Genomic DNA, 24,999 nt, shown 5'->3' with positions numbered 1-24,999 from the left:
AAATAATGATTAAAAAAATTTTTATATTCGTGGCAATAATTAACCTTCTATCTTCTACTTTAATTGCTGAAGACAGATATGAAATTGTTGTTAGTATTGATAATAAGATTATTACTAATTTTGATATACAAATAGAGATTAATTATTTATTGGCTTTAAATCCATCATTGAATAATTTGCCAAAAAAACAAATTTATGAAATAGCAAAAGAGTCATTGGTTAGAGAAGAAATTAAAGAAAAAGAAATATTAAAGTATTATAATATAAATTATAAAGATCCTGAGTTAAGTTTATTGATTAAAAATATTTACAATAGATTAAACATTGCTAATGAAAATGAATTTAATAAATATTTATCAAATTTTGATCTAAGTATTGAAATGATTTCTGCAAAACTTGCAATAGAAAAGGCTTGGAATAGATTAATTTTTGAAAAGTTTAATCAATTTATTAATTTGGATGAGCTAAGATTGAAAAAAGAACTAGAAAAAAATTTAAGTCAACCACAAACACAGAATAGATATTTAATATCAGAAATTCTATTTCAATCTAAAGATGATAAAGAGTATCAAGAAATATTAAGAAATATTAAGAAAACTATAGAGGAAAATTCTTTTGAAACTGCGGCAACAATTTATAGTATCTCAGATTCATCTAAAAATGGTGGAGAAATAGGTTGGGTGAATAAAAATGAAATTTCAGATACAATTTACAATGTGTTGAATAAGCTATCTATTGGACAATTTACACAACCAATAAAAATAGCATCTGGTTTTTTAATTATCTATTTAAATGATATTAAAAAAGAAGAGCAAGAATTCAATGTTGATGAAGAACTTAAGAAAATGATAATTAGTGAAAAAAATAGACAATTTAATGAATTTTCAATAATTCATTTTAAGAAAATTGAACAACAGATTTTTATAAATGAAAAATAAAGCTATTCTAATAGTAGCTGGAGAACCCAACAGTATATTTTTAGAAATTTTTTTTAAATCTTTAAAAAAAAATAATTTTAAAAGACCTATTATATTGATAGCTTCAAAAAATTTAGTTGCGCAGCAAATGAAAAAGTTAAGATTTAATTTTGAGATTAATTTAATTGATACAAAAAAAATTGTATTAAATTTATTAACTAATAAAGAATTAAATATTATAAACGTGGATTATAAATTTAAAAAGGTATTTGATAAAATCTCTGAAAGCTCTAACTCATACATTAAAAATAGTTTTGATATTGCCTTAGCTCTTTTGAAAACTAATAAATTTATAGGATTAATAAATGGACCAATATCAAAAAAAACTTTTTTAAAAGATAAATTTTTTGGTATGACTGAATTCTTCGCAAATAAAACTGAAGTTAAAAAAAATAAATTTGCCATGTTAATTTATAATAAGAGGCTATCTGTCAGTCCTCTAACTACACACATAGCTCTTAAAGAAGTACACAAATCAATTACAAAGAATAAAATAATTGATCTTGTGTTTCTAATTAATGAATTTTATACAAAAAAATTAAAGAAGAAACCAAAAATTGCAATTACTGGACTGAACCCTCATTGTGAAAGTAATTATAAAACCAGTGAAGAAGAAAGAATAATTAAGCCTGCTATTAAATATTTAAGAAGAAAAAAAATTAACTCATTTGGTCCTTTTCCAGCTGATACTATTTTTCTTAAAGAGGTTTCAAAAAAATATGATGTTGTGGTTGGTATGTATCATGATCAAGTATTAACGCCCCTGAAGACTTTATTTGGATTTGACGCAATTAATATTACTCTTGGGTTGCCTTTTATTCGAATTTCACCTGATCATGGACCTAACGAAAAAATGATAGGTAAAAATAGATCTAACCCTCAAAGTCTAGTCCAAGCAATTAAATTTTTAGACAAATAAGTGTATATCAAAGCTAAAAAAAGCCTTGGACAGAATTTTCTTATAGATAGAGAAGTTCTTGAGAAAATTGTGTCTATAGTAAAAATTGCTGATAAAGAAATTTTAGAAATAGGTCCTGGAAGTGGGAATTTGACAAGTTACATTTTAAAAAAAAACCCAAAAAAAGTTTTTGTTATAGAAAAAGATGACGAGCTCTCTTTAATTTTAAAAGACAAGTTTGCTAATCAGATAGAAATTATAAATGATGATGTTTTAAAGATTTCAGAAAATGAAATTACTGACCAAAAATTAGTGGTATTTGGTAACCTGCCTTATAATATCTCAACAGAGATACTTTCTAAGTGGATCATAAACATTAATAAAAAATTTTGGTTTGAAAGCTTACTACTAATGTTTCAAAAGGAAGTAGCTGATAGAATTATTGCTGACTCTAATAATTCAAAATATGGACGTCTTTCCATTCTAACTAATTGGAAGCTAAATGTTAAAAAAATAATGAATATAAAACCTCAAAGTTTTTCTCCTCGTCCAAAAATAGATAGTTCTCTTTTATTGTTTACTCCTAAAGAAAATTTTTTTGAATTAAAAGATGCTAAAAATCTTGAAATGATTACTAGAATTTTTTTTAGTCAAAGAAGAAAAATGTTAAAAAAACCTTTTAACCAAATATTTAATAATGCTAAAGAAGTTGCTAGTAAATTCAATATTGATCTTAATCTAAGACCACAAAACCTTGAACCTGAAATTTACTTTAAGCTGACAAAAGAATATGAAGATCTAAAACGTTAATTTTTCTACGTGTTTTCTTATGTACTCTTTATCGTAATCTTTTGAGCCATTGTTAACTTCAGCATCAATTAAATTACTGATTTTTGAATAACATTCTTCAAGATTATCATTGATGATTACATAATCATAATTAATCCAATGTAAAACATCTCGAGTAAACTCTTTCATTCTCTCTTCTACAATTAATTTATCTTGGGTATGCCTATTAGACAGTCTTTCAAATAAAACCTCTTTACTAGGAGGTAAAATAAAGAAGGTAATTAATTTATAGTTTAGCTTTTTATTCTTAATTTGATCAGCACCCTGCCAATCAATATCAAATATTACATTTTCACTTTTTTCTAACTTTTCAATTACAGGTGTTCTTGTAGTTCCATAAAGGTGATTAAATACTTTTGCGTATTCTAAAAATTCTTCGTTTTTAATTAAGGTTTCAAACTTTTCATGATTAACAAAATAATAATCTTTGTCTGCAATTTCGTTAAGTCTTGGTTTTCTGGTGGTATGAGATACCGATATATGAAAGTTTTTATTTTGAGAGAGAAGTTTTACTAATGTAGTTTTACCTGCCCCAGATGGGGATGATAAAATCACCATTATCCCATCTTTTTTTTGGACATTTAAATTTTTAGTTAGCTTTGCCTTCAATAAATTTAACAGCATCACCAACGGTTAGAATTTTTTCAGCTTCACTATCTGAAATTTCTGAACCAAATTCTTCTTCGAAAGCCATAACTAACTCAACTGTATCTAAGCTATCAGCTCCAAGGTCATCAATAAAGCTAGAATCGTCTTGAACTTTTGCTTCATCTATTCCTAAATGGTCTGCTACAATTTTTTTAACTTTGCTTGAAATATCTTCTGACATATTGTTCCTTTTTGTTATATTTCGTTAATAGTTTAAAAAGGGATTTTGTCAACCCAAATACATGCCTCCATTTACATGTAAAGTTTCACCATTAATATAGTCAGATTGATCTGAACTTAAGAATGTAACAGCATTAGCAATATCTTCTGGCTTACCTAGTTTATTAGATGGAATTTTAGCAATAATTGCCTCTTTATATTTTTCATCTATTTGATCTGTCATGGCGGTACTTATAAAGCCAGGAGAGATACAATTAATATTAATATTCTTTTTAGCATACTCAATTGCTAAGCTTTTAGACATTGCAACGATTCCTGCTTTAGATGCTGTGTAATTAGCCTGACCTACGTTTCCTGTGTGACCCACAACAGAAGTTATGTTAACAATTTTTCCAGACTTGTTCTTAAGCATTTTTTTAATAGAATATTTGCACATCAAAAAAGTAGAAGTTAAATTTATATCTATTACTTTTGTCCACTCTTCCAAGCTCATTCTTATTGTTAAATTATCTTTTGTAATTCCAGCATTATTTACAATACCATCAAGTGAACCACCTAATTTTTCAGTAGCTTCATTAATGAATTCTTCAATTTTTTCATGTTGAGAAATATCAAACTTGAGAGTTTTAACGCCATTAAATTTTTTTGCTAGATCTTCTAATTTTTCAATTCTCGTTCCTGTTGCTAAAACATTTGCACCTTGCTCATGTAGTTTTTCAGCAATGGAATTTCCTATTCCACCTGAGGCACCTGTGACTATAAAATTTTTATCTTTTAAACTACTCATTTATATTTATTAACTTTATATCTTCTTCACTATTTATTGCACTAACTTTAACATTTTTATCAATTCTTTTTACTAAACCTGACAAAACTTTACCTGGGCCTATCTCTATAAATTGAGTAACTCCTTTTTCAATCATCAATAAAACGCTTTCACGCCATCTAACTCTACTTTCAATTTGTTTTACCAATAAGTCTTTTAATTCATTAGAATCTGATATTTCTTTACCAGTTACATTTGAAATCAGTTTATTTTCTGGTTCTTTAAAATTCAATTTTGCTATTTCCTCATTCATTACAAAGGTTGCTTTGCTCATTAATTTACAATGAAATGGGGCGCTAACTGGAAGTTTTATATTTTTTATATTTGCAGCTTTTAAATCACCCATCATTTTTTCTAAATCATTTATCTTACCACTTAGCACTATCTGCCCCATAGAATTGTCATTTGCTATGTAACACTCATACTTATCTTTATTATCTTTAATAATTTTTTCTATTGTCTCAATTTCAGAACCTAAAACCGCAACCATTCCACCCACACCTTTTGGTACAGAGCTTTGCATAGCATTTCCTCTGATCTTTAATATTCTTAATGTGTCTGAAAATGATAATGATCCAGCAGAAGTTAAGGCTGAATACTCTCCTAATGAGTGTCCTGCAAAAAAACTTGCTTTATTTAAGTCTATTTTAAATTCTTCCTTGATAAGTTTAAATATAGAATAACTAACAAGAAATATTGCTGGTTGAGTATTCTCTGTTAGATCCAAATCTTCCTTTGGACCCTCTAAAATAAGTTTTGATATGGAAAATCCAAGGGTGTCATCTGCTTCTTTAAATAAATCTTGAACTAGACTATGCTTATCATGTAAGTCTTTGCCCATTCCTACTAATTGAGAGCCTTGCCCTGGAAAAATAACAGAAAACATTTAAATATCTAAAGTTTATTATGGTTTTAAGTGTTGTAATTCAATAATTATAATAGTATATCCTCACTTTTTATTAAAGAACAAATATGAATTTATACGAACACACAATAGTAGCAAGACAAGACACTAGCCCTACTCAAGTTAAGTCATTAACTGAGAAATACTCTAAAATAATTGAAAAAAATGAGGGTGAGATTGTACAAACTGAAGATTGGGGATTGTTAAACCTAGCATATGAGATCAAAAAAAATAAAAAAGGTATCTACATGCACTTTAAAATTAAAGGTGCTGGTAAAATTATAGAAGAATTAGAGAAGAATGAAGCAATTGATAAAAACCTTTTAAGATATATGACGGTTAAAGTTAAAAAATTTGACTTAGAAGCTAAATATTTTTCAAAAAAGGATGAATACGAAAAAAAAGAATACAAAAAAGATTTTAATAAGAGCTAATTATGCCATCAAAAAAAAGAGCTGGAAATAAAAAAAAAGGAAGTCAAAGTAACTTTGCAAAATTAAGTATTTTTCAACCAAACAAATATAAATTTAAAAAATCTTGCCCACTATCGGTAAAAGGCGCTCCAGTGGTTGATTATAAGAACATAAGGTTATTAAAAAAATACATGTCTGAAAATGGCAAAATTTTACCATCAAGAATTACCAACGTTTCTCAAAAAAAACAGAGAGAGCTTTCACTGTCTATCAAGAGAGCTAGAAATTTAGCGTTAATTTAGATGAAAGTTATTCTTTTAGAAAATCTTAGAAGAATTGGATCTATTGGTGAAATCATAGATGTTAAAAGAGGTTTTGCTAGAAATTTTCTTATCTCAAATAAAAAAGCTTTATATGCTTCAAAAGAAAACATTGCTGAAGTTGAAAAAATTAAAACTGAGCTAGGTAAAAAAGATGCTGAGAAAAAAAAAGAAGCTCAAAAAATTTCAGAACAAATAAATGGTAAAGAGTATGAAATTAAAAAATTGAGTACAGAAAACAAAGAGCTTTATGGTTCAGTTAAACCAACTGAAATTTCTAAAATATTATTAGAGAATGACAAATTAGATATCAAACCTTCAATGATACAACCCGTAACTGAAATTAAATCACTTGGTAAATTTAAAGTAAAAATTATTTTACACTCACAAGTGGATTCTGAAATTACAATTAATGTAGTTACAGCAGAAAATATTCAGTAATTATACAATTTTTTCCCCAGCATATATTTGTTATTTTTTAAAATCGTTTTTCAGATAAGATTTATTCATGGAAAATAATCTAAGCATCGTCAAAGATACCTTCAAAGAATTACCAAACAACATCGAAGCTGAGCAATCCGTTATTGGGTCTATTTTGGTGTCGAATGAAATATTTGATGAAATTAATACAGTAGTTTCAAGTATTAATTTTTATGATCCAATGCATCAGAAAATATTTTCTGCAATTGAAAGTCTTATTTATAAAGGGATGCTTGCAAACCCTATCACTTTAAAGAATTATTTTGAAAATGAAAAAGATGAAATTAATGTACCTGAATACTTGGTTAAAGTTACAAAATTTTCAACATCTTCAAGACAAGCGATTGAGTATTCAAGAATTATTTATGACATGTTCGTCAGGCGTGAATTAATTAAAATTTCTGAAAATACAATTGATGCTGCAAAAATAAATGATCTTAATACTAATGGTCAAAACATAATTGAAAACTCAGAAAGATTATTATTTGATTTAGCTGAAAAAGGTTCGTTCAACTCATCTTTAATTAAATTTGATGAAGCAATGAAGCAAACCATTGAAATGGCCTCTGCTGCTTATAAAAATGATGAAGGAATTGTTGGAGTGCCAACAGGTCTTCGAGATTTAGATGATAGGTTAGGTGGATTACATAATTCTGATTTAATAATTATTGCTGGAAGACCTTCAATGGGAAAAACCGCACTTGCAACCAATATAGCTTTCAATGCTGCTCAAAAATTACAAGAAGCTGGAAAGAAATCATCAGTAGCATTTTTTTCTCTTGAGATGTCTTCAGAGCAGTTATCAACTAGAATTCTAGCAGAGCAATCAAGAATCAAATCAAATGATATAAGACGTGGAAGAATATCAGATGAACAGTTTGATAAATTTATTGAAACATCAAAAAACATAGCTGAGTTACCTCTTTATATAGATGAAACTCCAGCAATTAGTATTGCTGCAATGAGTAATAGAGCAAGAAGAATTAAAAGATTATTTGGTCTAGATTTAATTGTAGTTGATTACATTCAATTAATGAGAGGATCTTCTGGAAATAGAGACGGTAGAGTTCAGGAAATTTCTGAAATCACCCAAGGACTTAAGGCAATGGCAAAAGAACTTAAACTTCCAGTTATTGCTCTATCACAGCTTTCTAGAGCTGTTGAACAAAGAGATGACCACAAACCTCAATTATCAGATTTAAGAGAATCAGGATCAATTGAACAAGATGCGGATGTAGTAATGTTTGTCTATAGAGAAGCTTATTATCTGGAAAGAAAAGAGCCAAGACCAGCAACCGTTGAGCATGCAGAATGGCAAGCTAAAATGAATGAAGTATCAAATTTAGCCGAACTTATTATTGGAAAACAAAGACACGGGCCAACAGGTAATATCATGGTAGAATTTGAGGCAATGTTTACTAAATTTAAAGATACTCAAAGTAACTAATATCAAATATATTAGTTTTAAATGCTATCTCATTTATACCAAAACACTATATTAAGGAATCCAAAATCAATTTTTGTATTGCTTATAATAGCGTTGCTTAGTTTTGGTTATTTTTCAAAAGATTTTAGATTAGATGCTTCATCTGAAACCCTTTTAATTGAAGGAGATCCTGATCTTAAATATTTACAAGAAATTACTGAACGATATGGCTCTAAAGAATTTTTAGTTCTAACCTACTCTCCTAATGAAGGAATGGTTACAGAGTCTTCAATTAATAATCTTTTAAGTCTTAAATATAAAATTCAAAGCCTAGACTGGGTACATAGTGTAGTAACCTTGCTAGATATTCCTTTATTAAATAATTCAGAAGCACCTCTACAAGAAAGATTAGAAAGTTTTACAACCCTAAAAGATGAGGGTGTTGATACTGAGCGGGGATTTAAAGAAATATTAAACAGCCCTGTCTTTAGAAATTTTGTTATTAGTGAAGATGGTAATACTAGTGGAATAATTGTTTATATCAAAAAGAATGATTTAAAAGATTTAAAAAATAAAACTGATGAAGAAATAGAAATTTATAAAGACACTTTAAAGAAGAAAAATCATGAAAACATTAATGAAATAAGAGAGATTATCAAAAGCTATGAAGATATAGGTAAGATCTACCTAGGTGGTATCCCTATGATTGCAGATGATATGATGTCATTTATCAAAAGTGATATTATTGTATTTGGCCTAGGAGTTCTATTGTTTATCATCGCAACACTCTGGTTTGTTTTTAGAAAATTAATTTGGATCATTGTTCCAATTAGTAGCTGTTTCTTTTCGGTATTGATTATGACTGGATTGCTTGGTCTACTTGGTTGGAAAGTAACTGTTATATCATCAAACTTTATTGCACTAATGTTGATCTTAACTATGGCAATGAATATTCATATGAGTACTCGTTTCCTTCAGCTAAAGAATGATTTTCCAAATTTAGATAATTTTAAGATTATCTCAATGACCACTGGCAAAATGTTTTGGCCAATTATCTATACCGTATTAACTACAATATGTGCTTTCCTTTCATTAATATTTAGTGGCATAAAACCTATTATAGATTTTGGATGGATGATGACCTTTGGTTTGATCACTTCATTTATTATAACCTTTACTTTGCTGCCAACACTTCTTAACTTCATGTCTGATAATAATATTAGTATTAAAGAAGATGAAGGTTCAAAGATTACTGCCTTCCTTGGAAAAATATCTATTAATAATAAAAGTATTATTTTTGTAATTACTGGTTTTATTTTAATTGCAAGTGTCCTTGGTATAAGCCGCCTTGAGGTTGAAAATAGTTTTATAAATTATTTTAATAAGAAAACTGAAATTTATAAGGGCATGAAACTAATTGATGAAAAATTAGGTGGCACCACACCTTTGGAGGTAATCTTAAAATTTCCTAAACCAATAGAAGAAAAATCAAGTGAGGATGATGAATTTGAAAGTTGGGACGATGAAGAGAGTCAAGATGATGAAAAATATTGGTTTACTAAAGATAAAATCGATAAAATTCAGTCTGTTCATAATTATTTAGATAGTTTACCCGCAATCGGTAAGGTTTTATCTTTTAGTTCCATTATCGAAGTTGCAACCCAGCTTAATAATAATAAGCCATTAGGAACTTTAGAGATGGGTGTTTTATATTCTAAGATCCCAGAAGGTATTAAAAAAGAGATTATAGATCCATATATTTCAATTAAAGATAATGAAGCAAGAATAAGCTTAAGAATTATCGACTCTCAAGAAGGATTAAGACGAAATGATTTAATAAATAAAATTAATTATGATTTAGAAAATGAATTAAAATTAAGTAAAGAGGAATTTAAACTAGGTGGTGTTTTAATTTTATTTAACAATTTATTACAAAGCTTATTTAAATCTCAAATACTAACTTTGGGATTAGTAATGACTGGAATTTTTATAATGTTTTTAATCTTGTTTAAAAATGTTAAATTATCTTTAATTGGAGTTATGCCAAACTTTATTGCAGCTTTTTTTATCTTAGGAATTATAGGGCTACTTGGAATACCTCTTGATATGATGACTATCACTATCGCTGCCATTACCATAGGTATTGCTGTCGATAATAGTATTCATTATATCTACAGATTTAAGGAAGAGTTTACTAAAACTAACGATTACAATAAAACACTTAAAACTTGTCACTCAACTGTTGGCGTTGCAATACTCAATACTTCAATTACAATAGTATTTGGTTTTTCAATTTTAGTTTTCTCTAAATTTATACCTACAATTTATTTTGGTGTATTCACTGGCATAGCCATGTTGCTAGCAATGATTTCTGTTTTAACCCTACTTCCTTCTCTTCTGCTAATTAGTAAACCTTTCGGAAAATAAAACAGTTATGGTGGATTTTTTAAAAGATTTTTATGAAGCAATCTCTTTAATTGATCTCATCTATTTGATTATAACAATAATGTCTGTCATCAAATGTTACAGTAAGGGTTTTGTTTTAAGTTTGTTGTCAGCTTCAAAATGGTTATTGGCTTATGTGGTCACTTTAATCTTATTTCCAAGAATTAAACCCTATTTTAAAAACATAATTGATAGTGAGTATGTGCTTGATGTAACCCTTGGAGTTGTTATTTTTATTTTGGTTATATTCATTATCTTAATTGCCAATAGAACAATCGGTAAAACTATTAAGTTTGTTGGACTAGGAAGACTCGATTCTATTTTTGGTTTATTTTTTGGTTTTATTAGAAGCTATATAATCTGTGTTTGTTTGTTCACAGCCATAGATATTGTTTATAATTATAACAAATGGTCAATTAACATTGATAAATCATACACCTTTCCATACATTGAAAAAGGTAGTAATTATCTAGTAAAAGAATTTCCAAATGAAAAAAGTTACCAAAATTCTAAAGAAAAAATTGAAGATATATAATCCAAAATTAAAAGAAGAGTGTGGAGTTTTTGGTGTCAGCAATAGTGAAGATTCTGCTGCACTTACTGCCTTAGGCTTACATGCTTTACAGCACAGAGGTCAAGAAGGTTGTGGAATTGTCACTTTTGATGGCAAAAAATATCATTCTGAAAAAAGATTTGGTTTGGTGGGTGATAATTTCAATAAAGAAAAAGTATTAAATAGTCTACCTGGTAACTATGCTATTGGTCATAATCGATACAGTACAACTGGTGAAAACACTTTAAGAAATATTCAGCCTTTCTTTGCTGACACTAATGCAGGAGGCATAGGTGTTGCGCATAATGGAAATTTAACCAACTCCATTACCTTAAGAAATAAATTGGTTGAAGATGGTGCAATTTTTCATACGACATCTGATACTGAAACTATTGTCCAACTCATTGCAAAATCAAAGCGTAATAAAACTATTGATAAAATTATTGACGCAATTTTTCAAATTCAAGGTGGTTATGCTTTAGTTATGCTTACCCAAAATATTTTAATCGGTGTTAGAGATCCTCATGGAATAAGACCATTGGTGATTGGTAAAATTAAGAATAGTTTTGTGTTTGCATCTGAAACTTGTGCGCTAGATATTATTGGCGCAAAATATATTAGAGATGTTGAAAATGGCGAAGTTGTTTATGTTGAAGAAAACGAATTAAAAAGTATTAAACCTTTTCCTCCTAGAAAAGTTCGCCCTTGTGTTTTTGAATATATTTATTTTGCAAGGCCAGATAGTTTACTAAATGGTAAATCGGCTTATGAGTATAGAAAAAAGTTTGGTATTGAACTTGCAAAAGAAAATAAAATTAAAGCAGATATAGTAGTGCCTGTTCCAGATTCTGGAAATTCAGCAGCTCTTGGGTTTGCCCAACATTTAGGAATAAATTTTGAATTAGGCTTAATTAGAAATCATTATGTTGGTAGAACTTTTATTGAACCTAGTCAAAAAATTAGAAGTCTTGGGGTTAAATTAAAATTAAATGCTAATCAATCTACGATTAAAGACAAAAGAATTATTTTAATAGACGACTCGTTAGTAAGAGGAACGACCTCTCACAAAATTGTTAAGATGTTATATGATGCGGGAGCTAAAGAAGTTCATGTAAAAATTGCTTGCCCAGAAATTAAATATCCTGATTTTTATGGGGTCGATACTCCAACTAAAAAAGAATTACTAGCGGCTAATAAAACTAATGATGAAATTTGTGAATTCATTGGCGCTAAATCTTTAGACTTTTTATCAATTGAAGGTTTGTATAGAGCGATGGGATTTGAAAAAAGAGACGAAATTTATCCACAACTTACAGACCATTATTTTACAGGTGAATATCCTGTTAAACCAATCGATATCTTAGGTGATGATAAAATTACACAACTATCTCTTTTAAGCACAGCATCAAATAATTAAATTTTTATATATAAAATATGATCACTCATAAAGAAAATATCATTAATTATTTCAAGTCCGGTATTAAAGAGGTTAAGAACTTTAAAATCGGAATTGAACATGAAAAATTTTTATTTGATCAAAAAACAAATAAACGTATCGACTACCCCACTATACTCAAAATGTTTTCAGCTTTAACTGAATTTGGTTGGCAGCCTATTATGGAAAAGCAAAATATTATTGGACTTCAAAAACAAGGAAAAAGTATTACTCTTGAGCCTGGAAATCAAATTGAGCTATCAGGTGATAAACTTAATAACATTCATGAGGCTTGTGCAGAATCTCATGACTATTTATTTGAATTACAACAGGTTACTAAAAAATTTGATTTAAAAATTGTAAGTTCAGGTTTTGATCCAATATCAACACTAGAAGAAGTGCCAAACAATCCAAAACAAAGATATATAGTAATGACTAATGATATGCCAAATGGTGGGCCCTTAAGTTTAGATATGATGTATAGAACTTGTGGTACTCAGTTAAATCTAGATTACGATTCAGAAAAAGATTTTATTAAAAAATTTAAGGTTGTAAATTCAATAGTTCCTATATCTATTGCCCTTTTTGCAAACTCATCCATTGTTGAAAAAAAAAATAGTGGTTACATGTCTTATAGATCAAAAGTTTGGCAAGAGACCTCTAGAGGTGGATTGCCTAAAGTTTTTTTTGATGACATGGACTTTGAAAAATATGCTGACTTTGCAATAAATTTTCCTCTTTTATTTATTCAAGAAAATAAAGAGTACTTATCTGGAAACAATTATTCCTTTCAAGATTTTATGGATGGCAAAATTAAAGAGATCAATAACAGAGTTCCTACTGAAGATGATCTAACAACACACTTGAGTACAATCTTTACTGAAAATAGATTAAAAAAATATATTGAATTAAGATCAATGGATACTTGTGGGTGGGACTGCTTATGTTCAGGTCCAGCTTTTAACACTGGAATTTTGTATGGTAATTTAGATGAAGCATATGATTTAATTTCTAAGTGGGATAAAAACAAAATTATTAATGCCTACCTTGAGGCTCCAAAAAAAGGTTTTAATACAGAATTAATGGGTAAAGATTTACTTTACTGGTCTTCAATTTTACTTGGGATTTCTAAAAAAGGTCTTAAAACAAGAGATGTTTTAAGTAAATCTGGAGAAAGTGAAGTGAAATTTTTAAATCACCTAGATAAATTAATTGATAATAAGACAACAAACGCAGATCATATGATAAATAAATTTTCTAAAAATGAAAATTTAAATGACTTATATGACAAGTAAAATAGTTGGTATTCAAGCTAACCATCCTTCAAAATTAAATCCAAAAAGTGATACAAGTGTATTTTTAGCGGTAGAGGCTCAAAGATTAAATTATAAAATATTCCATTATGACCCTAAGGATCTATCTATTATCAATGATAAGGTTTTAGCTAAAGGTTTTTTTATAGAATTTGATTATACAAATAAAAATTTTTTTAAGATTAAAAGTAAACAAACTTTAGATCTTTCAAAGTGTAAATATCTCTTAATACGTCAAGACCCTCCTTTTAACTTAGAATACATCACTACAACCTACATCTTGGATAAAATAAAAAATAAAGTTAAGGTTATTAATAATCCAACGTCAGTTAGAAATGTTTCTGAAAAATTATATTCAGCAAAATTTCAAAAATTTATGCCAGCAACTATTTTTACTAGAGACCTTCAGGAAGTTTATAAATTTTTTAAAAAATATAAAGAAATGATTATTAAACCCATACATAGTTTTAGTGGAAATGATATTCATCTTATCAAGGGTAAGCTTAATAAAAAATTGGTTGAAAATTTTATAAAAAAACACGGGCATATTATGTGTCAAAAATTTTTATCTAAAATTAAGTTTGGTGACAAAAGAGTTTTTATTATCAATGGTAAAATTTCTGGTGCCATTTCTAGAGTTCCTAAAAAAGGCTCGTTCTTAAGTAATATGAGCAAAGGTGCAGTTCCTATTTCAATTAAACTAACACAGGTTGAAAAGAAAATTTCAACTATAATTGCAAAAGACCTTAAGAAAAATAATGTCTATTTTTCTGGTATTGATTTTATCGATCAAAAATTAAATGGAGATATTAATGTAACTTCTCCGACAGGTTTAAAAACTTATTATGACCTAACTAATATAAATCTTGCTAAGGTTTTTTGGAAAGGATTAAAAGCTTGAAAAATTTAACTGATCAACAAAAAGGTTCATTACTTGCATTTGTTGCAGTAATGTTTATCACCCCCGATAGCTTATTTATTCGGCTTTCTAATGTTGATACTTGGGGCTTAGTATTTTATCGAGGCTTAATTCCTTTTGTTACTGTTTTTTTAGGAATGTTAATAATCTATAGAATTAACTTTTTTAAAATGCTTTTTGCTAGTGGTTATTATGGTTTACTTTACATAGCGACATTCTCCGTTACCAATATTACCTTTGTGGTCTCTATACAAAATACTAATGTTGCTAATACTTTAGTCATGATTGCAATGGCACCCATGTTATCTGCAGTCTTAGGAGGTATTTTTTTAAAAGAAATGCCTGATCGTAAAACTTGGATTGCAATTTTTGTAACCTTTATGGCTGCAATTTATATATTTTACGACTCTATTCAGTTGGGTAATATTTTTGGCGATATTTTAGGTCTTATAACTGCTCTAGGATTGGCTGTTGGCGCAGTTACTATTAGAGCTGCAAAAGATAAAAATTTAATACCTGCGGCAGTAGTTGGTAAGTTAATTGTGGCTTTATTTGCTCTAATGTTTATCGAAACCTTTACTCTAGTTGGCAATGATCAAATTATAGTACCTTTAATGTGTATTTTATGTGTGGCAATTCCTTTTGTGCTAGTTACGATTGCTCCAAGATTTATACCTGCGGCTGAGGTTAATTTATTTTTCTTACTTGAGACCATTATAGGCCCTATTTGGGTATGGCTAATTATTAAAGAGCAACCAAGCCTTGAGACGATCCAAGGTGGAGTTGTGATCATAACAGCCATAGCTATTCACTCATTTATCAAGCTAAAAAACTCATAATAAAATCACATTTAAGACTTGATTTAAAAGTACATGGGAAATATGTACGGTCAAATTTATGAATAAAGTATTAAAGAATTCTTGGGCACTTTTTACGGGCATGGGTTTTCTAATGATGGCCTATGGGTTTCAAGGCTCTCTGCTAGGCGTTAGAGCGGTTGCGGAAGAATTTAGTTTAATGGCAACTGGCTTTATGATGTCAGGCTATTTTGTTGGATATTTCATTGGTGCAAAAATTATACCCAATATTGTAGCAAGTGTAGGACACATTAGAGTATTTGCAGCATTTGCATCTATTGCATCACTTATTGTTTTAATGCATTCAATTTTTGTTAATCCCTATATCTGGTTTATTTTAAGAGTACTCACTGGAATAAGCATGGTCTCAATTTATACTGTAACTGAAAGTTGGTTAAACGATAGAGCGACTAATAAAAATAGAGGTAGTATTCTCTCTATCTATATGGTTATTTTATATGGTGCCATGGGAATTGGTATGTTTCTTTTAAATTTTAGTGATCCAATTAAATTTGAGCCATTTATTTTAATTTCTGTACTTACATCAGCTGCACTGGTACCTATTTTACTAACTAAAAAGAAGCCCCCCACCTTTAAAAAAGTTAAAGGAATGAGTTTAAAAGATGTTTATGCTGCATCTCCCTTTGGAATGGTTAGTTCATTTTTTTATGGAACCATTCAATCAGCTTTATTTACATTACTTGCAGTGTACGCAGCATCAATGAATTTTACAATTTTTCAAATTTCTGTTGTAACTTTTTTATTAGCTATTTCTGGTGCCGTATCTCAATGGCCCATAGGTAAAATTTCTGACATGTTTGATAGAAGAAAAGTAATCATCTATTCAACTTTTGGAGCAGCTTTTTTTGCGCTTTGTGCAATTCTAGCTTCAAGACAAATGTATTTACCTGGAGAATTAGCGACTAATAAAACTTGGTTTTATTTATCCTTAATTTTATTTTCATTTTGTAGTTTGCCAATGTTTTCTTTAATTCTCGCTCACACCAACGACTTTATCCCTAAAGAACAATTTGTTGCAGCGGGTGCTAGTTTACAATTTACGTTTGGTATGGGCGCTATGAGTGGTCCGTTTTTATGTTCAATTTTTATGAATATTGTTGGATTAAATGGATTTTTTGTTTTTATAATATTTTTTCATATACTTATTGGTTTATTTGGCTTGTATAGAAACACAATAAGAAAAGTTATTGAGAATCCTGACTCGCAGTTCGTTGCAATGCCATCAACTATTACACCAGTTGGAATAGAATTAAGTCCTAGTACAGAAGATATAGATGAACCTAAAAAAACTGAAGATACACAAGTTACTAATTTTTAAATAAGATTATTTAGGCGTATTGCCCAGCAACAAATCCAGATGACCAAGCCCATTGAAAATTATAACCTCCTAAATGACCAGTAACATCAACCACTTCTCCAATAAAGAATAAACCTGAATGTTTCTTAACCATCATTGTCTTTGAAGATAATTCATTAGTATTCACACCTCCCAAGGTAACTTCTGCTGTTCTGTATCCTTCTGAACCAGTGGGATTAATTACCCATGAATTTATAGCATCACTTAATTGTTTAATTTTTTTTGAAGATAATTCACAAATATTACCACTAACTTCATTCTCTTTACATATTATTTGTGCAAGACGTTTTGGTAAAATTTCAGAAATGATTAAATTTATATCTTTTTTTGGTTCCAATTTTTTCTTGCTCTCTAATGATTGAAATAGATTTAATTTTGGGGCTAAATTTATATTAATATTATCTCCTAATTTCCAATATGAAGAGATTTGCAATACAGAGGGTCCACTTAAACCTCTGTGAGTAAATAACATACCCTCTTCAAAAAATGTCTTTTTAAACGAAACCACAGCTTCAACTGATAAGCCTGCAAGCTCTTTACATTTAGCAAGAATTTTTTCACTAAACGTTAAAGGAACTAGCGCTGGTAATGTCTCAACAATATCTAGATCAAATTTCTTAGCCACTTCATAACCAAAGTTACTAGCACCAATCTTGGGGATAGATAAACCGCCCGTTGCTATGATCAAGGAATTTGCAATGTATTGCTTGGAGTTTGTGGTTATAAAGTACCCTTCATCTTTTTTTCCAACATCGTCAACAATTACTTCTTTTTTAAGTACTACATTTGCTTTCTCACATTCTAACAACAGCATATCAATAATTTGCTGTGCACTTTCATCGCAAAACAATTGTCCTAATTTCTTTTCATGAAATTTTATATTGTGTTTTTTAATTAAATTGATGAAATCATTTTGTGTATATTGATTTAATGCTGATATGACAAACTTTGGATTTTGAGAAATAAATTTATTAGGCTTTGTATGAATGTTGGTAAAATTACATCGCCCTCCTCCTGATATTCTAATTTTTTCTCCTATTTTTTTTGAGTGATCCACTAAAAGAACTTTTCGACCTCTTTTGCCAGCCTCTATAGCGCTCATCATGCCAGCAGCGCCTGCACCAACTATAATTACGTCATAGGCTTCTGTATTCATTATTTTTTCAATTAGTAATGAGGAGGTTTTTGATTATCAGTGATAATATTTGCGTCTGATCCGTCATTAAGCTCATTAATTCTTTTATTTAAATTTAAGATTTCCTGTTTTAAAGTTTTAATTTCTTTTTGCTGGGAGTATAGCTCCTCACTCATTTGTGATATTTCTTGTTGGAGAAAGCTAATTTGTTCTTCTAATTTTTTAACTAAATTTTCCATATAATGTTAATTTATGTGACTTTTGAGATAAAACAAGAATTGGATCTTTTTTGATTGATGTAATTTGTCTTTCATTAAAATAGAGCTAATTGAGATTGCCCTAATTAAAAAATACATTATTGTATAAGTAATTAAAAAGTTATGCCTTCATTTGATGTAATCAGTAAAATTAATCACCAGGAATTTGATAATGCTTTAGCAAATTGCTTGAGAGAAATTGGTAATCGGTTTGATTTTAAAGGACTTAATATCTCAATTGAGCGAAAGGACCAAGTAATCACAACTTTAGCTTCAGACGAATTGAAGTTAAAACAAGTTAACGAATTGCTGCAAGTTCATCTAATTAGAAGAAAAGTAGATCCAAGAGTAATTGTTGTAAAAAATTCAGAAAATGCAGCAGGTTCATCTATTAGACAGGTTAGTGAACTTAAAGAGGGTATTAACCAAGAAAATGCTAAGAAAATTATAGCTGATATAAAAAAACTAAAGCTTAAAATTCAAATCAAAATTCAAGGGGAAGAACTACGAGTTGAAGGAAAAAAAAGAGATGACCTTCAAGAAGCTATGTCGGCCATTAGAGGAATTGATATTGGTCTTCCTGTAGAATTTGTAAACTTTAGAGACTAAAAATCATAAAATAGCAATCATAGGTTGAACTCATTTTAGACAGTATTTAAAAAAATTAATATAAATCTAGTTGAATATTAATAATTTCTTTGATCAAATAATTTTTTAAAATATGCCTTTAAAAAATAAAAAAAAAAAGAAAATTAAATCTTCAAAAAATAAGTCTAGCTTAATAAAGCTCGCTTCTATTACCACCAATACTTTAAGTAATGCATATTCAAAATATAAACAAAACTTAGAAAAGAAAAAAATCAAAGAAATTAAGCTAAAAAAACTTCAAGAAAAAAATGAGATTTTAAAAGAACAAAAAGAATTAAAAATTTTGAAAGAAAAACTTGAAAAGGAAAATAATAAATTAAATTTAAAAGATAAAGAATTAAAAATTAAAGAAGAGTCTATTAAAATAGAAAATAAAAGACTAATTAAAAAAGATGAAGATTTGGGTCAAATTGACAAAGATCTCAGAGTAAAAGAAAAAGAGCTTAAGCTTAAAGAAGAAGAACAAAATAGAAAAGAATTAGATTTAAGAGTTAGAGAAGAAGAACAAAAAAACAAAGAATTAAAGGAAAGAAGAAAAAAAGAAAAATTTTTAAAAGAATTAAGAGAGCAAGAGGAATTGAAGAAAAAAATTGAAAATATTAAATTGAAAGAATGGGAAGAAAAGTTTGACCAAGAACAAAAATTAAAATTACAAGAAGAATTAATAAAAGAACAAAAGTTTAAAGAAAGAGAATTTGCAAAAAAAGAGATAGATAACAATCAAGACTCAGAGGTAACTACTTCAGCTTTAGAAAATTTTAAAATTGACAAAACCTCTCAAAACTAAACTTGGATAAAGAAAAAGCAAGTAAACTGTGGAAAATGATACAGGAAGCTGGCGATTATTTACTAGGACAACTTCCCAGTCATCCCAATCATCCTAAAGGCAGAAACCCCTACGCACATGTTGCCTTGTGTGTAAAAAATAAATTTCAAGCAAGTTATAAAGATATTCCAGACACCAAGTATGATGAAGTTGTAGATTATATCAATTTTTTAAAAGACAATCCAGGTTAAGATAAAAAAATTTTATTTCCTTCAAAAATTTCTCCATCCTCTAAGGGTAGTAAATAAACACCCATATCTATATGATTATAATTTCTTCTGAGTTTTAAAGGTAGATTGATATCTTGTTCATCTGAATTAATTCTCAAATTCGTTGCTGAACATCTCGGGATATGTCTTAAGACTTTAAATGGAGTATTATTAATTGTAATAGTTTTTCCAAGCCATTGTCTTTCTTTCCAAGCTTTTAAACCTTTGATATAAATATTTCCTCTAAAACGCTCAAACTCAATTTTTTGATTAATCTTTAACTCAAAATCTTTAATGCTATTTAAATTTATCAGTGAGATGGTATTCGACACACTTTCACCACTTGTACTATCATAAAAGGGATAAGCCTCATTTTTAAGCAAATAACTTGGCTGGGGTAAATCTTTTTCAAGCTCAATAATTTTATTAGCAAGCTCTTGTCTTTGCTCCTCACTATCAATTGATGAGCAGATAATCTCTTTTGTATCCTCTGATAAATAAATACAATTATCTTTGAGTTCAAAATTATATTTATTAAGTGCAGGTGTATTTTTTAAAGTCATAAAATTAATTAGTTCTCTTTGTGTTGGATCTTGCTCTATTTGTTTTGCCTTTGTCAGATCCACTCCTCTAGAAAATGCTAAAATTCTATCGTGTAAAATTCCAATTTGCTTTTTAATAGTTGCTTTTTTAATATTTTGAAAAGACAGTGATTTAATTGGGGAAAAATATAGAGATGAAATAGTTAAACTCATTCTCTAAGGTTTATTTAGATTGATTTATACTTTCAAGAAAACTCTCAACATCTGAATTTTGAGTATTCCATGCAGCAACTAAACGAACTGCTTGGCCATCTAGCTCATCTTCATTCATTTTATACCCAAGTGAATTTAGGTGTTCAATCATTTCTCTTGTAAATTTTGCAAATACTTCATTGGCTTGTGTTGGGTAAGCAAGTTTTATACTATTGTGTTTCACTAAACCGTCACTTAGCTTTTTACCCATTTCATTTGCTTGTTTAGCATTTTTTAACCATACATCATTTGAAATGTATGCATCTAATTGGGCAGAGACAAAACGCATTTTAGATAATAGGTGCCCTGCTCGCTTCATTAAAAAAGAAATATTACCCACTAACTCTGGTTTGAAAAAAATAATTGCTTCTGCTGCGATACAACCATTTTTTGTAGCACCGAAAGATAAAACATCTATTCCTGACTTCCATGTCATTTCTGCGGGTGTACAATTAAGAGCAACTAACGCATTAGCAAATCTTGCACCGTCCATATGCATATTTAATTTATGTTTGTGTGCTACATTAGTTATTTTTTTAATTTCATCTAATTCATAAACCTCACCTGTTTCACATACTTGTGTAACACTTACTGATGAGGGTTGCGTATGATGAACAATACCTGTTCCACTAATATTTTTTTCTAATTCTTCAGGAGTAATTTTACCATTAATGCCAGTTAAAGGGATTAATTTAGCACCACCCGTATAAAACTCAGGAGCACCACATTCATCAGTATTAATATGAGCTAGTTTATGACAATAAATATTACCAAATACAGGTGTCATAGTTGATAATGCAAGAGCATTAGCGGCAGTGCCTGATGCTGTTGGATAAACAATTACTTCTTTTTCAAATATTTCAGAAAATTTTTCCTGTAAAACTTTAGAGTAATCATCATTGCCATAGGGTGCACTATCTCCTTCGTTAGCTTTCATTAAAGCATCTAAAACTTCAGGACAAGCTCCTGCGACATTGTCAGAGGCGAATTTAACTCGCTCTCTTTTTGTTTTAATTGTTGCCATAATTATTGTTTTGGAAAGTAATCTTTAAGTTCACCTTCACGGTAAACATCTGCTGTACAACAATGGAGACCTCCACCAAATGCATATGCCTCTCTTAAATCAACAGGGATTACTTCCATTCCTAATTTATCTAATTGTTCTGCTTGATATACTTCACTTTTTTCAACACACACTGTTTTAGGATCAAGCACCAATACATTCATTGATAACCAAGTAGAAGAATAACATAATGGAGGTGGTTGATTGTGTGCCGGCTGAGCACTATCAATTATTTTCCATCCATTATTTTCAAATAATTTTCTTTGTTCTTTTGGCAATCTTCTTTGAGGATTATTAATGATTAATCCTTCTTTAATAGGAGTAAAGGTTGCATCAATATGAATTGGATAAGGATCACCTGGAAAATTTACAGCGTGTACTCTGTGATCTTTGAAATGCCTTTTAAGCCAATCTATGCCTTTAAGATTAGTAGTAAATCCATGCTGTACCACTAAATCTTTACCAAACCTTAATACGTCTGCTGCATCAAATAATGGCTCTTCTTCAGTTGTTACAAAAAACTTGTCTTCAGTCCATTCTAATCTTTTTTGAATACCAATTTTATCTGATAAATAATCTTTTCTGTAATCTGCATCCGTTAACCTTGGTTTAGGTGCAGACTCGTGCCTCATATTTGGATCGTCATTATAATATTTTTGTAATAATGGTCGGTAACATAGGTACTCAAACCATCTGCATCGATAACTCATTGTCGCCTCTAAAATTTCACTGCCTACAGTTAACAAAACATCTCGTGGAGGCATACAGCCAAACATTGTTTCTGCTTGCCAATCTGGTGTTGAAATTTTTTGATTAAAATCTATTGGGTCTGGTCTATCGACTTTAATTCCCCTTTTTTCAAGCATACTCGAAAAATCATCTAATAATTGATTGGCTTTATCGACTGAATCTTTAGTTCTTGGTCCAAACTGACCTCGCATATCACTGTCTTCTGGAACCTTTGCATCTAATGCAGGTTCTGGTGCTGGAATACAAGTGCCATCAGCCTTACCAACAATTACATGTTTTAAAGGATCCCATTCGTTCCAACTGCTAACTATAGTCTTATCACTCATAATTTAGGATTTGATAATATTATGTTCTGGTCCAAAAGGAAACTTAGTAATATTTTCAGCACTATCTTTTCCTATAACTAAAATATCGTGTTCTCTATATCCTCCTGCACCAGAATTACCTTCTGGTATCATGATCATGGGTTCCATTGAAACCACCATATTTTCTTCTAATACCGTATCAATATCTTCTCTAAGTTCTAGTCCTGCCTCTCTTCCATAGAAATGAGATAAAACTCCAAAAGAATGTCCGTAGCCAAATGTTCGGTATTGTAGATAGCCTAATTCTGCAAATAATTCATTTAATTCATGACAGATGTCAGAACATTTAACTCCTGGTTTGATTAACTCTAAACCTCTTTTGTGTACTTTTATATTAGCCTCCCAAGCTTTCAATGATGCATCATCTATTTCATTTACAAATAAAGTTCTCTCAAGTGCTGTGTAATAACCTGAAATCATTGGGAAAGTATTTAAAGATAAAATATCACCTGATTTTAATTTTCGATTAGTTTTTGGATTGTGTGCTCCGTCAGTATTTAAGCCAGACTGAAACCAAACCCAAGTATCCATGTATTCAGCATCAGGATATGTTTTGGCAATTTCTCGCTCCATTTTATCTCGGCCTGCAATTGCTATTTCAAGTTCACTTTCTCCAACTTTAATATGTTTAACAATTTCTTCTCCTCCAAGATCAGCAATTCTTGCTCCATTTTTAATTACTTCAATTTCTTCTTTAGATTTAATCATTCTAAGCTTCATTAAGTCTTGTGAAACATCACTAAAAGTTGAAAAAGTAAAAATAGAGTTAAGTTTTTCTTTAATATCAATAGTTACATGATCATTTTCTATACCAATACTTTTTGGCGGTTCGTCTCTACCAATTATAGAAACTATTGCTTTTAGAAAATTATCTCTTTTCCAGTCAGTATAAATTACATTATCACAGTGAGACCTTCTCCAAGGTTGACTAGCATCAATATTGGCAGAAATAGTTGAGATTTTATTTGCTGTTACAATGCAGCCATAAGGTCTACCAAACGAACAATAAATAAATCCAGTGTAATAAGCAATATTATGCATTGAGGTTAAAATAATCATATCAAGATTATTTTTACTCATTGCTTCTCTTAATCCATTAACTCTATTTTGATACTCCTTATCAGTGAATGGTAGTTTTGCTTTATCACCATTGTGTAATGTAAAAAAATCTGGTCTTTCCATCTAAAGTTTCTAATTTAAAGCTATAAATCTTCGGTTGGATTTAATTGTTAAACTATAATAGATGATAGACATAAAAAGAAAGAAGCCACCTATTATAGTATTGGTTGATGGTATCTCATTAATACCTAAAATTGGTATCCAAACCCAAAAAATTCCACCTATAACTTCAGTTAACGATAGCAAGGTAAGTTCTGCTGCTGGTATAGCTTTAGAGCCTATTGAATATAAAATTAATCCCATACAGACTAATGTTCCATGCAAAGAAAACAAAGCACCATTATAGCTTGAAGATAAAAATTGCATATCATTACTTAGAATTACAATTGTTGCAACGGCAAAACAGAAAAAACCTGAAAAAGCTACAGTTGTAAATTTTGGTGTTTCTTTTTTCCATCTAAGGCTTACTGAGAAAACTGAAAAGCCTATAGAAGAAGTCATACCAAAAATAAGCCCCAGCAAAGAACTTGGTTCAGTGTTTCCAAATGCAATAATTATAATGCCGATAGTTGCAATTATAATTGCTATCCAAACATTTAAAGAAATTTTCTCTTTTAAGAATAAAAAACCCAATAAAGCTGTAAAAAATGGCATTGCCGCTAAACAAAGTAAAGTTACTGCAGCACTTGTATTCGTGATTGAATAAATAAAGGTAATCATTGCAATACCAAGTCCTGTGCCACCTACAACTCCTGAAATACCAATTTTGAAATAATTTTTATAAAAATCTTTGCCCTCTTCAAAAAAAAGATAAAGATTTAAGACTAAAAAAATAGTTAATCCTCTTGTAAAGATATACTGCCATGGAACTAGATTGGGTTGATCCATGTATCTGACAACTAAAGGTCCAAAAGACCAAATAAGCCCAGCCAATAAGACAACAGGTATGGCTATCTTTTCATTTTTTAATTCATCCATGTTCAGATTATTTAATAGGTATTAATTAGGACTA

At 29.4% G+C, this 24,999-nt stretch carries 28 protein-coding genes; 17 read left to right on the top strand and 11 right to left on the bottom strand.

What is annotated here, in order from left to right:
• Positions 1-5 precede the first annotated feature (5 nt).
• Genes AC5SL1_RS01615 through rsmA form a run of 3 tightly spaced genes read left to right on the top strand, consistent with a single transcriptional unit; the run spans position 6 to position 2,685 of the window.
• Complete coding sequence (locus AC5SL1_RS01615) at positions 6-938, top strand: peptidylprolyl isomerase (protein WP_494600047.1); 933 nt, start codon at positions 6-8, stop codon at positions 936-938.
• Positions 928-1,896, top strand: coding sequence for a 4-hydroxythreonine-4-phosphate dehydrogenase PdxA (locus AC5SL1_RS01610; RefSeq protein WP_494600046.1), 969 nt, complete (start codon positions 928-930; stop codon positions 1,894-1,896). The genes AC5SL1_RS01615 and AC5SL1_RS01610 overlap by 11 nt, the downstream gene beginning before the upstream one ends.
• A complete protein-coding gene (gene rsmA, locus AC5SL1_RS01605; RefSeq protein WP_494600045.1) occupies positions 1,897-2,685 on the top strand; it encodes a 16S rRNA (adenine(1518)-N(6)/adenine(1519)-N(6))-dimethyltransferase RsmA in 789 nt (262 codons plus the stop codon).
• Here rsmA and gmk read toward each other — a convergent pair.
• From gmk to fabD, 4 genes are read right to left on the bottom strand one after another with little or no spacing between them, the layout of a single operon-like run.
• On the bottom strand, positions 2,674-3,348 hold the full coding sequence (gene gmk, locus AC5SL1_RS01600) for a guanylate kinase (RefSeq protein ID WP_494600044.1): 675 nt from the start codon (positions 3,346-3,348) through the stop codon (positions 2,674-2,676). The genes rsmA and gmk overlap by 12 nt on opposite strands.
• Complete coding sequence (locus tag AC5SL1_RS01595; RefSeq protein WP_415284196.1) at positions 3,314-3,553, bottom strand: acyl carrier protein; 240 nt, start codon at positions 3,551-3,553, stop codon at positions 3,314-3,316. The genes gmk and AC5SL1_RS01595 overlap by 35 nt, the downstream gene beginning before the upstream one ends.
• 48 nt (positions 3,554-3,601) lie before the next feature.
• Positions 3,602-4,339, bottom strand: coding sequence for a 3-oxoacyl-[acyl-carrier-protein] reductase (gene fabG / locus AC5SL1_RS01590; protein ID WP_494600043.1), 738 nt, complete (start codon positions 4,337-4,339; stop codon positions 3,602-3,604).
• A complete protein-coding gene (fabD, locus tag AC5SL1_RS01585) occupies positions 4,332-5,264 on the bottom strand; it encodes an ACP S-malonyltransferase (RefSeq protein ID WP_494600042.1) in 933 nt (310 codons plus the stop codon). The genes fabG and fabD overlap by 8 nt, the downstream gene beginning before the upstream one ends.
• A gap of 86 nt (positions 5,265-5,350) precedes the next feature.
• On the opposite strand from fabD, the gene rpsF reads away from it, so the two are divergent.
• The 11 genes from rpsF (at position 5,351) to AC5SL1_RS01530 (ending at position 16,782) form a co-directional block, all read left to right on the top strand.
• Entirely contained in the window at positions 5,351-5,716 is a 366-nt protein-coding gene (gene rpsF / locus AC5SL1_RS01580; RefSeq protein WP_494600041.1) for a 30S ribosomal protein S6, read from the top strand.
• A gap of 2 nt (positions 5,717-5,718) precedes the next feature.
• Positions 5,719-5,997, top strand: coding sequence for a 30S ribosomal protein S18 (rpsR, locus tag AC5SL1_RS01575; protein ID WP_494572753.1), 279 nt, complete (start codon positions 5,719-5,721; stop codon positions 5,995-5,997).
• Complete coding sequence (gene rplI / locus AC5SL1_RS01570; protein WP_494580326.1) at positions 5,998-6,456, top strand: 50S ribosomal protein L9; 459 nt, start codon at positions 5,998-6,000, stop codon at positions 6,454-6,456.
• A 67-nt stretch (positions 6,457-6,523) separates the two neighbouring features.
• On the top strand, positions 6,524-7,942 hold the full coding sequence (locus AC5SL1_RS01565) for a replicative DNA helicase (protein ID WP_494580324.1): 1,419 nt from the start codon (positions 6,524-6,526) through the stop codon (positions 7,940-7,942).
• A 21-nt stretch (positions 7,943-7,963) separates the two neighbouring features.
• The gene (locus tag AC5SL1_RS01560; RefSeq protein ID WP_494600040.1) at positions 7,964-10,348 is read left to right on the top strand and encodes an efflux RND transporter permease subunit; all 2,385 of its coding nucleotides are present in this window, start codon (positions 7,964-7,966) and stop codon (positions 10,346-10,348) included.
• 7 nt (positions 10,349-10,355) lie between these two features.
• Positions 10,356-10,901, top strand: coding sequence for a CvpA family protein (locus AC5SL1_RS01555; RefSeq protein ID WP_494600039.1), 546 nt, complete (start codon positions 10,356-10,358; stop codon positions 10,899-10,901).
• Positions 10,855-12,336, top strand: coding sequence for an amidophosphoribosyltransferase (purF, locus tag AC5SL1_RS01550; protein WP_494586242.1), 1,482 nt, complete (start codon positions 10,855-10,857; stop codon positions 12,334-12,336). The genes AC5SL1_RS01555 and purF overlap by 47 nt, the downstream gene beginning before the upstream one ends.
• A 17-nt stretch (positions 12,337-12,353) precedes the next feature.
• On the top strand, positions 12,354-13,649 hold the full coding sequence (locus tag AC5SL1_RS01545) for a glutamate--cysteine ligase (protein WP_494600038.1): 1,296 nt from the start codon (positions 12,354-12,356) through the stop codon (positions 13,647-13,649).
• Positions 13,639-14,568, top strand: a complete 930-nt coding sequence (gene gshB / locus AC5SL1_RS01540; protein ID WP_494600037.1) for a glutathione synthase — start codon at positions 13,639-13,641, stop codon at positions 14,566-14,568. Before AC5SL1_RS01545 ends, gshB begins: the two co-directional genes overlap by 11 nt.
• Positions 14,565-15,425 carry a DMT family transporter gene (locus AC5SL1_RS01535; RefSeq protein ID WP_494600036.1) on the top strand — a complete coding sequence of 287 codons (861 nt, stop codon included), beginning with the start codon at positions 14,565-14,567 and terminating at the stop codon, positions 15,423-15,425. The genes gshB and AC5SL1_RS01535 overlap by 4 nt, the downstream gene beginning before the upstream one ends.
• 58 nt (positions 15,426-15,483) lie before the next feature.
• Positions 15,484-16,782 (top strand): MFS transporter, encoded by a 1,299-nt coding sequence (locus AC5SL1_RS01530; protein WP_494572762.1) that lies wholly within the window; start codon positions 15,484-15,486, stop codon positions 16,780-16,782.
• 10 nt (positions 16,783-16,792) lie between these two features.
• On the opposite strand, the gene AC5SL1_RS01525 is transcribed toward AC5SL1_RS01530, so the two are convergent.
• Entirely contained in the window at positions 16,793-17,977 is a 1,185-nt protein-coding gene (locus tag AC5SL1_RS01525; protein ID WP_494600035.1) for a BaiN/RdsA family NAD(P)/FAD-dependent oxidoreductase, read from the bottom strand.
• An 11-nt stretch (positions 17,978-17,988) separates the two neighbouring features.
• Complete coding sequence (locus AC5SL1_RS01520; RefSeq protein ID WP_494600034.1) at positions 17,989-18,195, bottom strand: SlyX family protein; 207 nt, start codon at positions 18,193-18,195, stop codon at positions 17,989-17,991.
• Between the two features lie 141 nt (positions 18,196-18,336).
• On the opposite strand from AC5SL1_RS01520, the gene AC5SL1_RS01515 reads away from it, so the two are divergent.
• The 3 genes from AC5SL1_RS01515 (at position 18,337) to AC5SL1_RS01505 (ending at position 19,878) form a co-directional block, all read left to right on the top strand.
• Positions 18,337-18,822, top strand: a complete 486-nt coding sequence (locus AC5SL1_RS01515; RefSeq protein ID WP_494600033.1) for a YajQ family cyclic di-GMP-binding protein — start codon at positions 18,337-18,339, stop codon at positions 18,820-18,822.
• 112 nt (positions 18,823-18,934) lie between these two features.
• Positions 18,935-19,648: a hypothetical protein gene (locus AC5SL1_RS01510; RefSeq protein WP_494600032.1), complete on the top strand. Its 714-nt coding sequence runs from the start codon at positions 18,935-18,937 to the stop codon at positions 19,646-19,648.
• A gap of 2 nt (positions 19,649-19,650) precedes the next feature.
• Complete coding sequence (locus AC5SL1_RS01505) at positions 19,651-19,878, top strand: hypothetical protein (protein WP_494600031.1); 228 nt, start codon at positions 19,651-19,653, stop codon at positions 19,876-19,878.
• Here AC5SL1_RS01505 and AC5SL1_RS01500 read toward each other — a convergent pair.
• The 5 genes from AC5SL1_RS01500 to AC5SL1_RS01480 are packed head-to-tail and all read right to left on the bottom strand — an operon-like array spanning position 19,875 to position 24,965.
• Complete coding sequence (locus AC5SL1_RS01500) at positions 19,875-20,651, bottom strand: MOSC domain-containing protein (protein ID WP_494600030.1); 777 nt, start codon at positions 20,649-20,651, stop codon at positions 19,875-19,877. The genes AC5SL1_RS01505 and AC5SL1_RS01500 overlap by 4 nt on opposite strands.
• Positions 20,652-20,661: 10 nt before the next feature.
• On the bottom strand, positions 20,662-21,714 hold the full coding sequence (locus AC5SL1_RS01495) for a threonine aldolase family protein (RefSeq protein WP_494600029.1): 1,053 nt from the start codon (positions 21,712-21,714) through the stop codon (positions 20,662-20,664).
• 2 nt (positions 21,715-21,716) lie between these two features.
• A complete protein-coding gene (locus tag AC5SL1_RS01490) occupies positions 21,717-22,829 on the bottom strand; it encodes a serine/threonine protein kinase (RefSeq protein WP_494600028.1) in 1,113 nt (370 codons plus the stop codon).
• Positions 22,830-22,832: 3 nt separating this feature from the next.
• Positions 22,833-24,050 carry an aminopeptidase P family protein gene (locus tag AC5SL1_RS01485; RefSeq protein ID WP_494600027.1) on the bottom strand — a complete coding sequence of 406 codons (1,218 nt, stop codon included), beginning with the start codon at positions 24,048-24,050 and terminating at the stop codon, positions 22,833-22,835.
• 9 nt (positions 24,051-24,059) lie between these two features.
• Complete coding sequence (locus tag AC5SL1_RS01480; RefSeq protein ID WP_494580297.1) at positions 24,060-24,965, bottom strand: DMT family transporter; 906 nt, start codon at positions 24,963-24,965, stop codon at positions 24,060-24,062.
• Positions 24,966-24,999: the final 34 nt, after the last annotated feature.

It is taken from the genome of Candidatus Pelagibacter sp. PS_10_02, from assembly GCF_059418005.1.
Note: the sequence above shows the minus strand (reverse complement) of the source record. Positions and strands in the feature narration are given on the sequence as shown.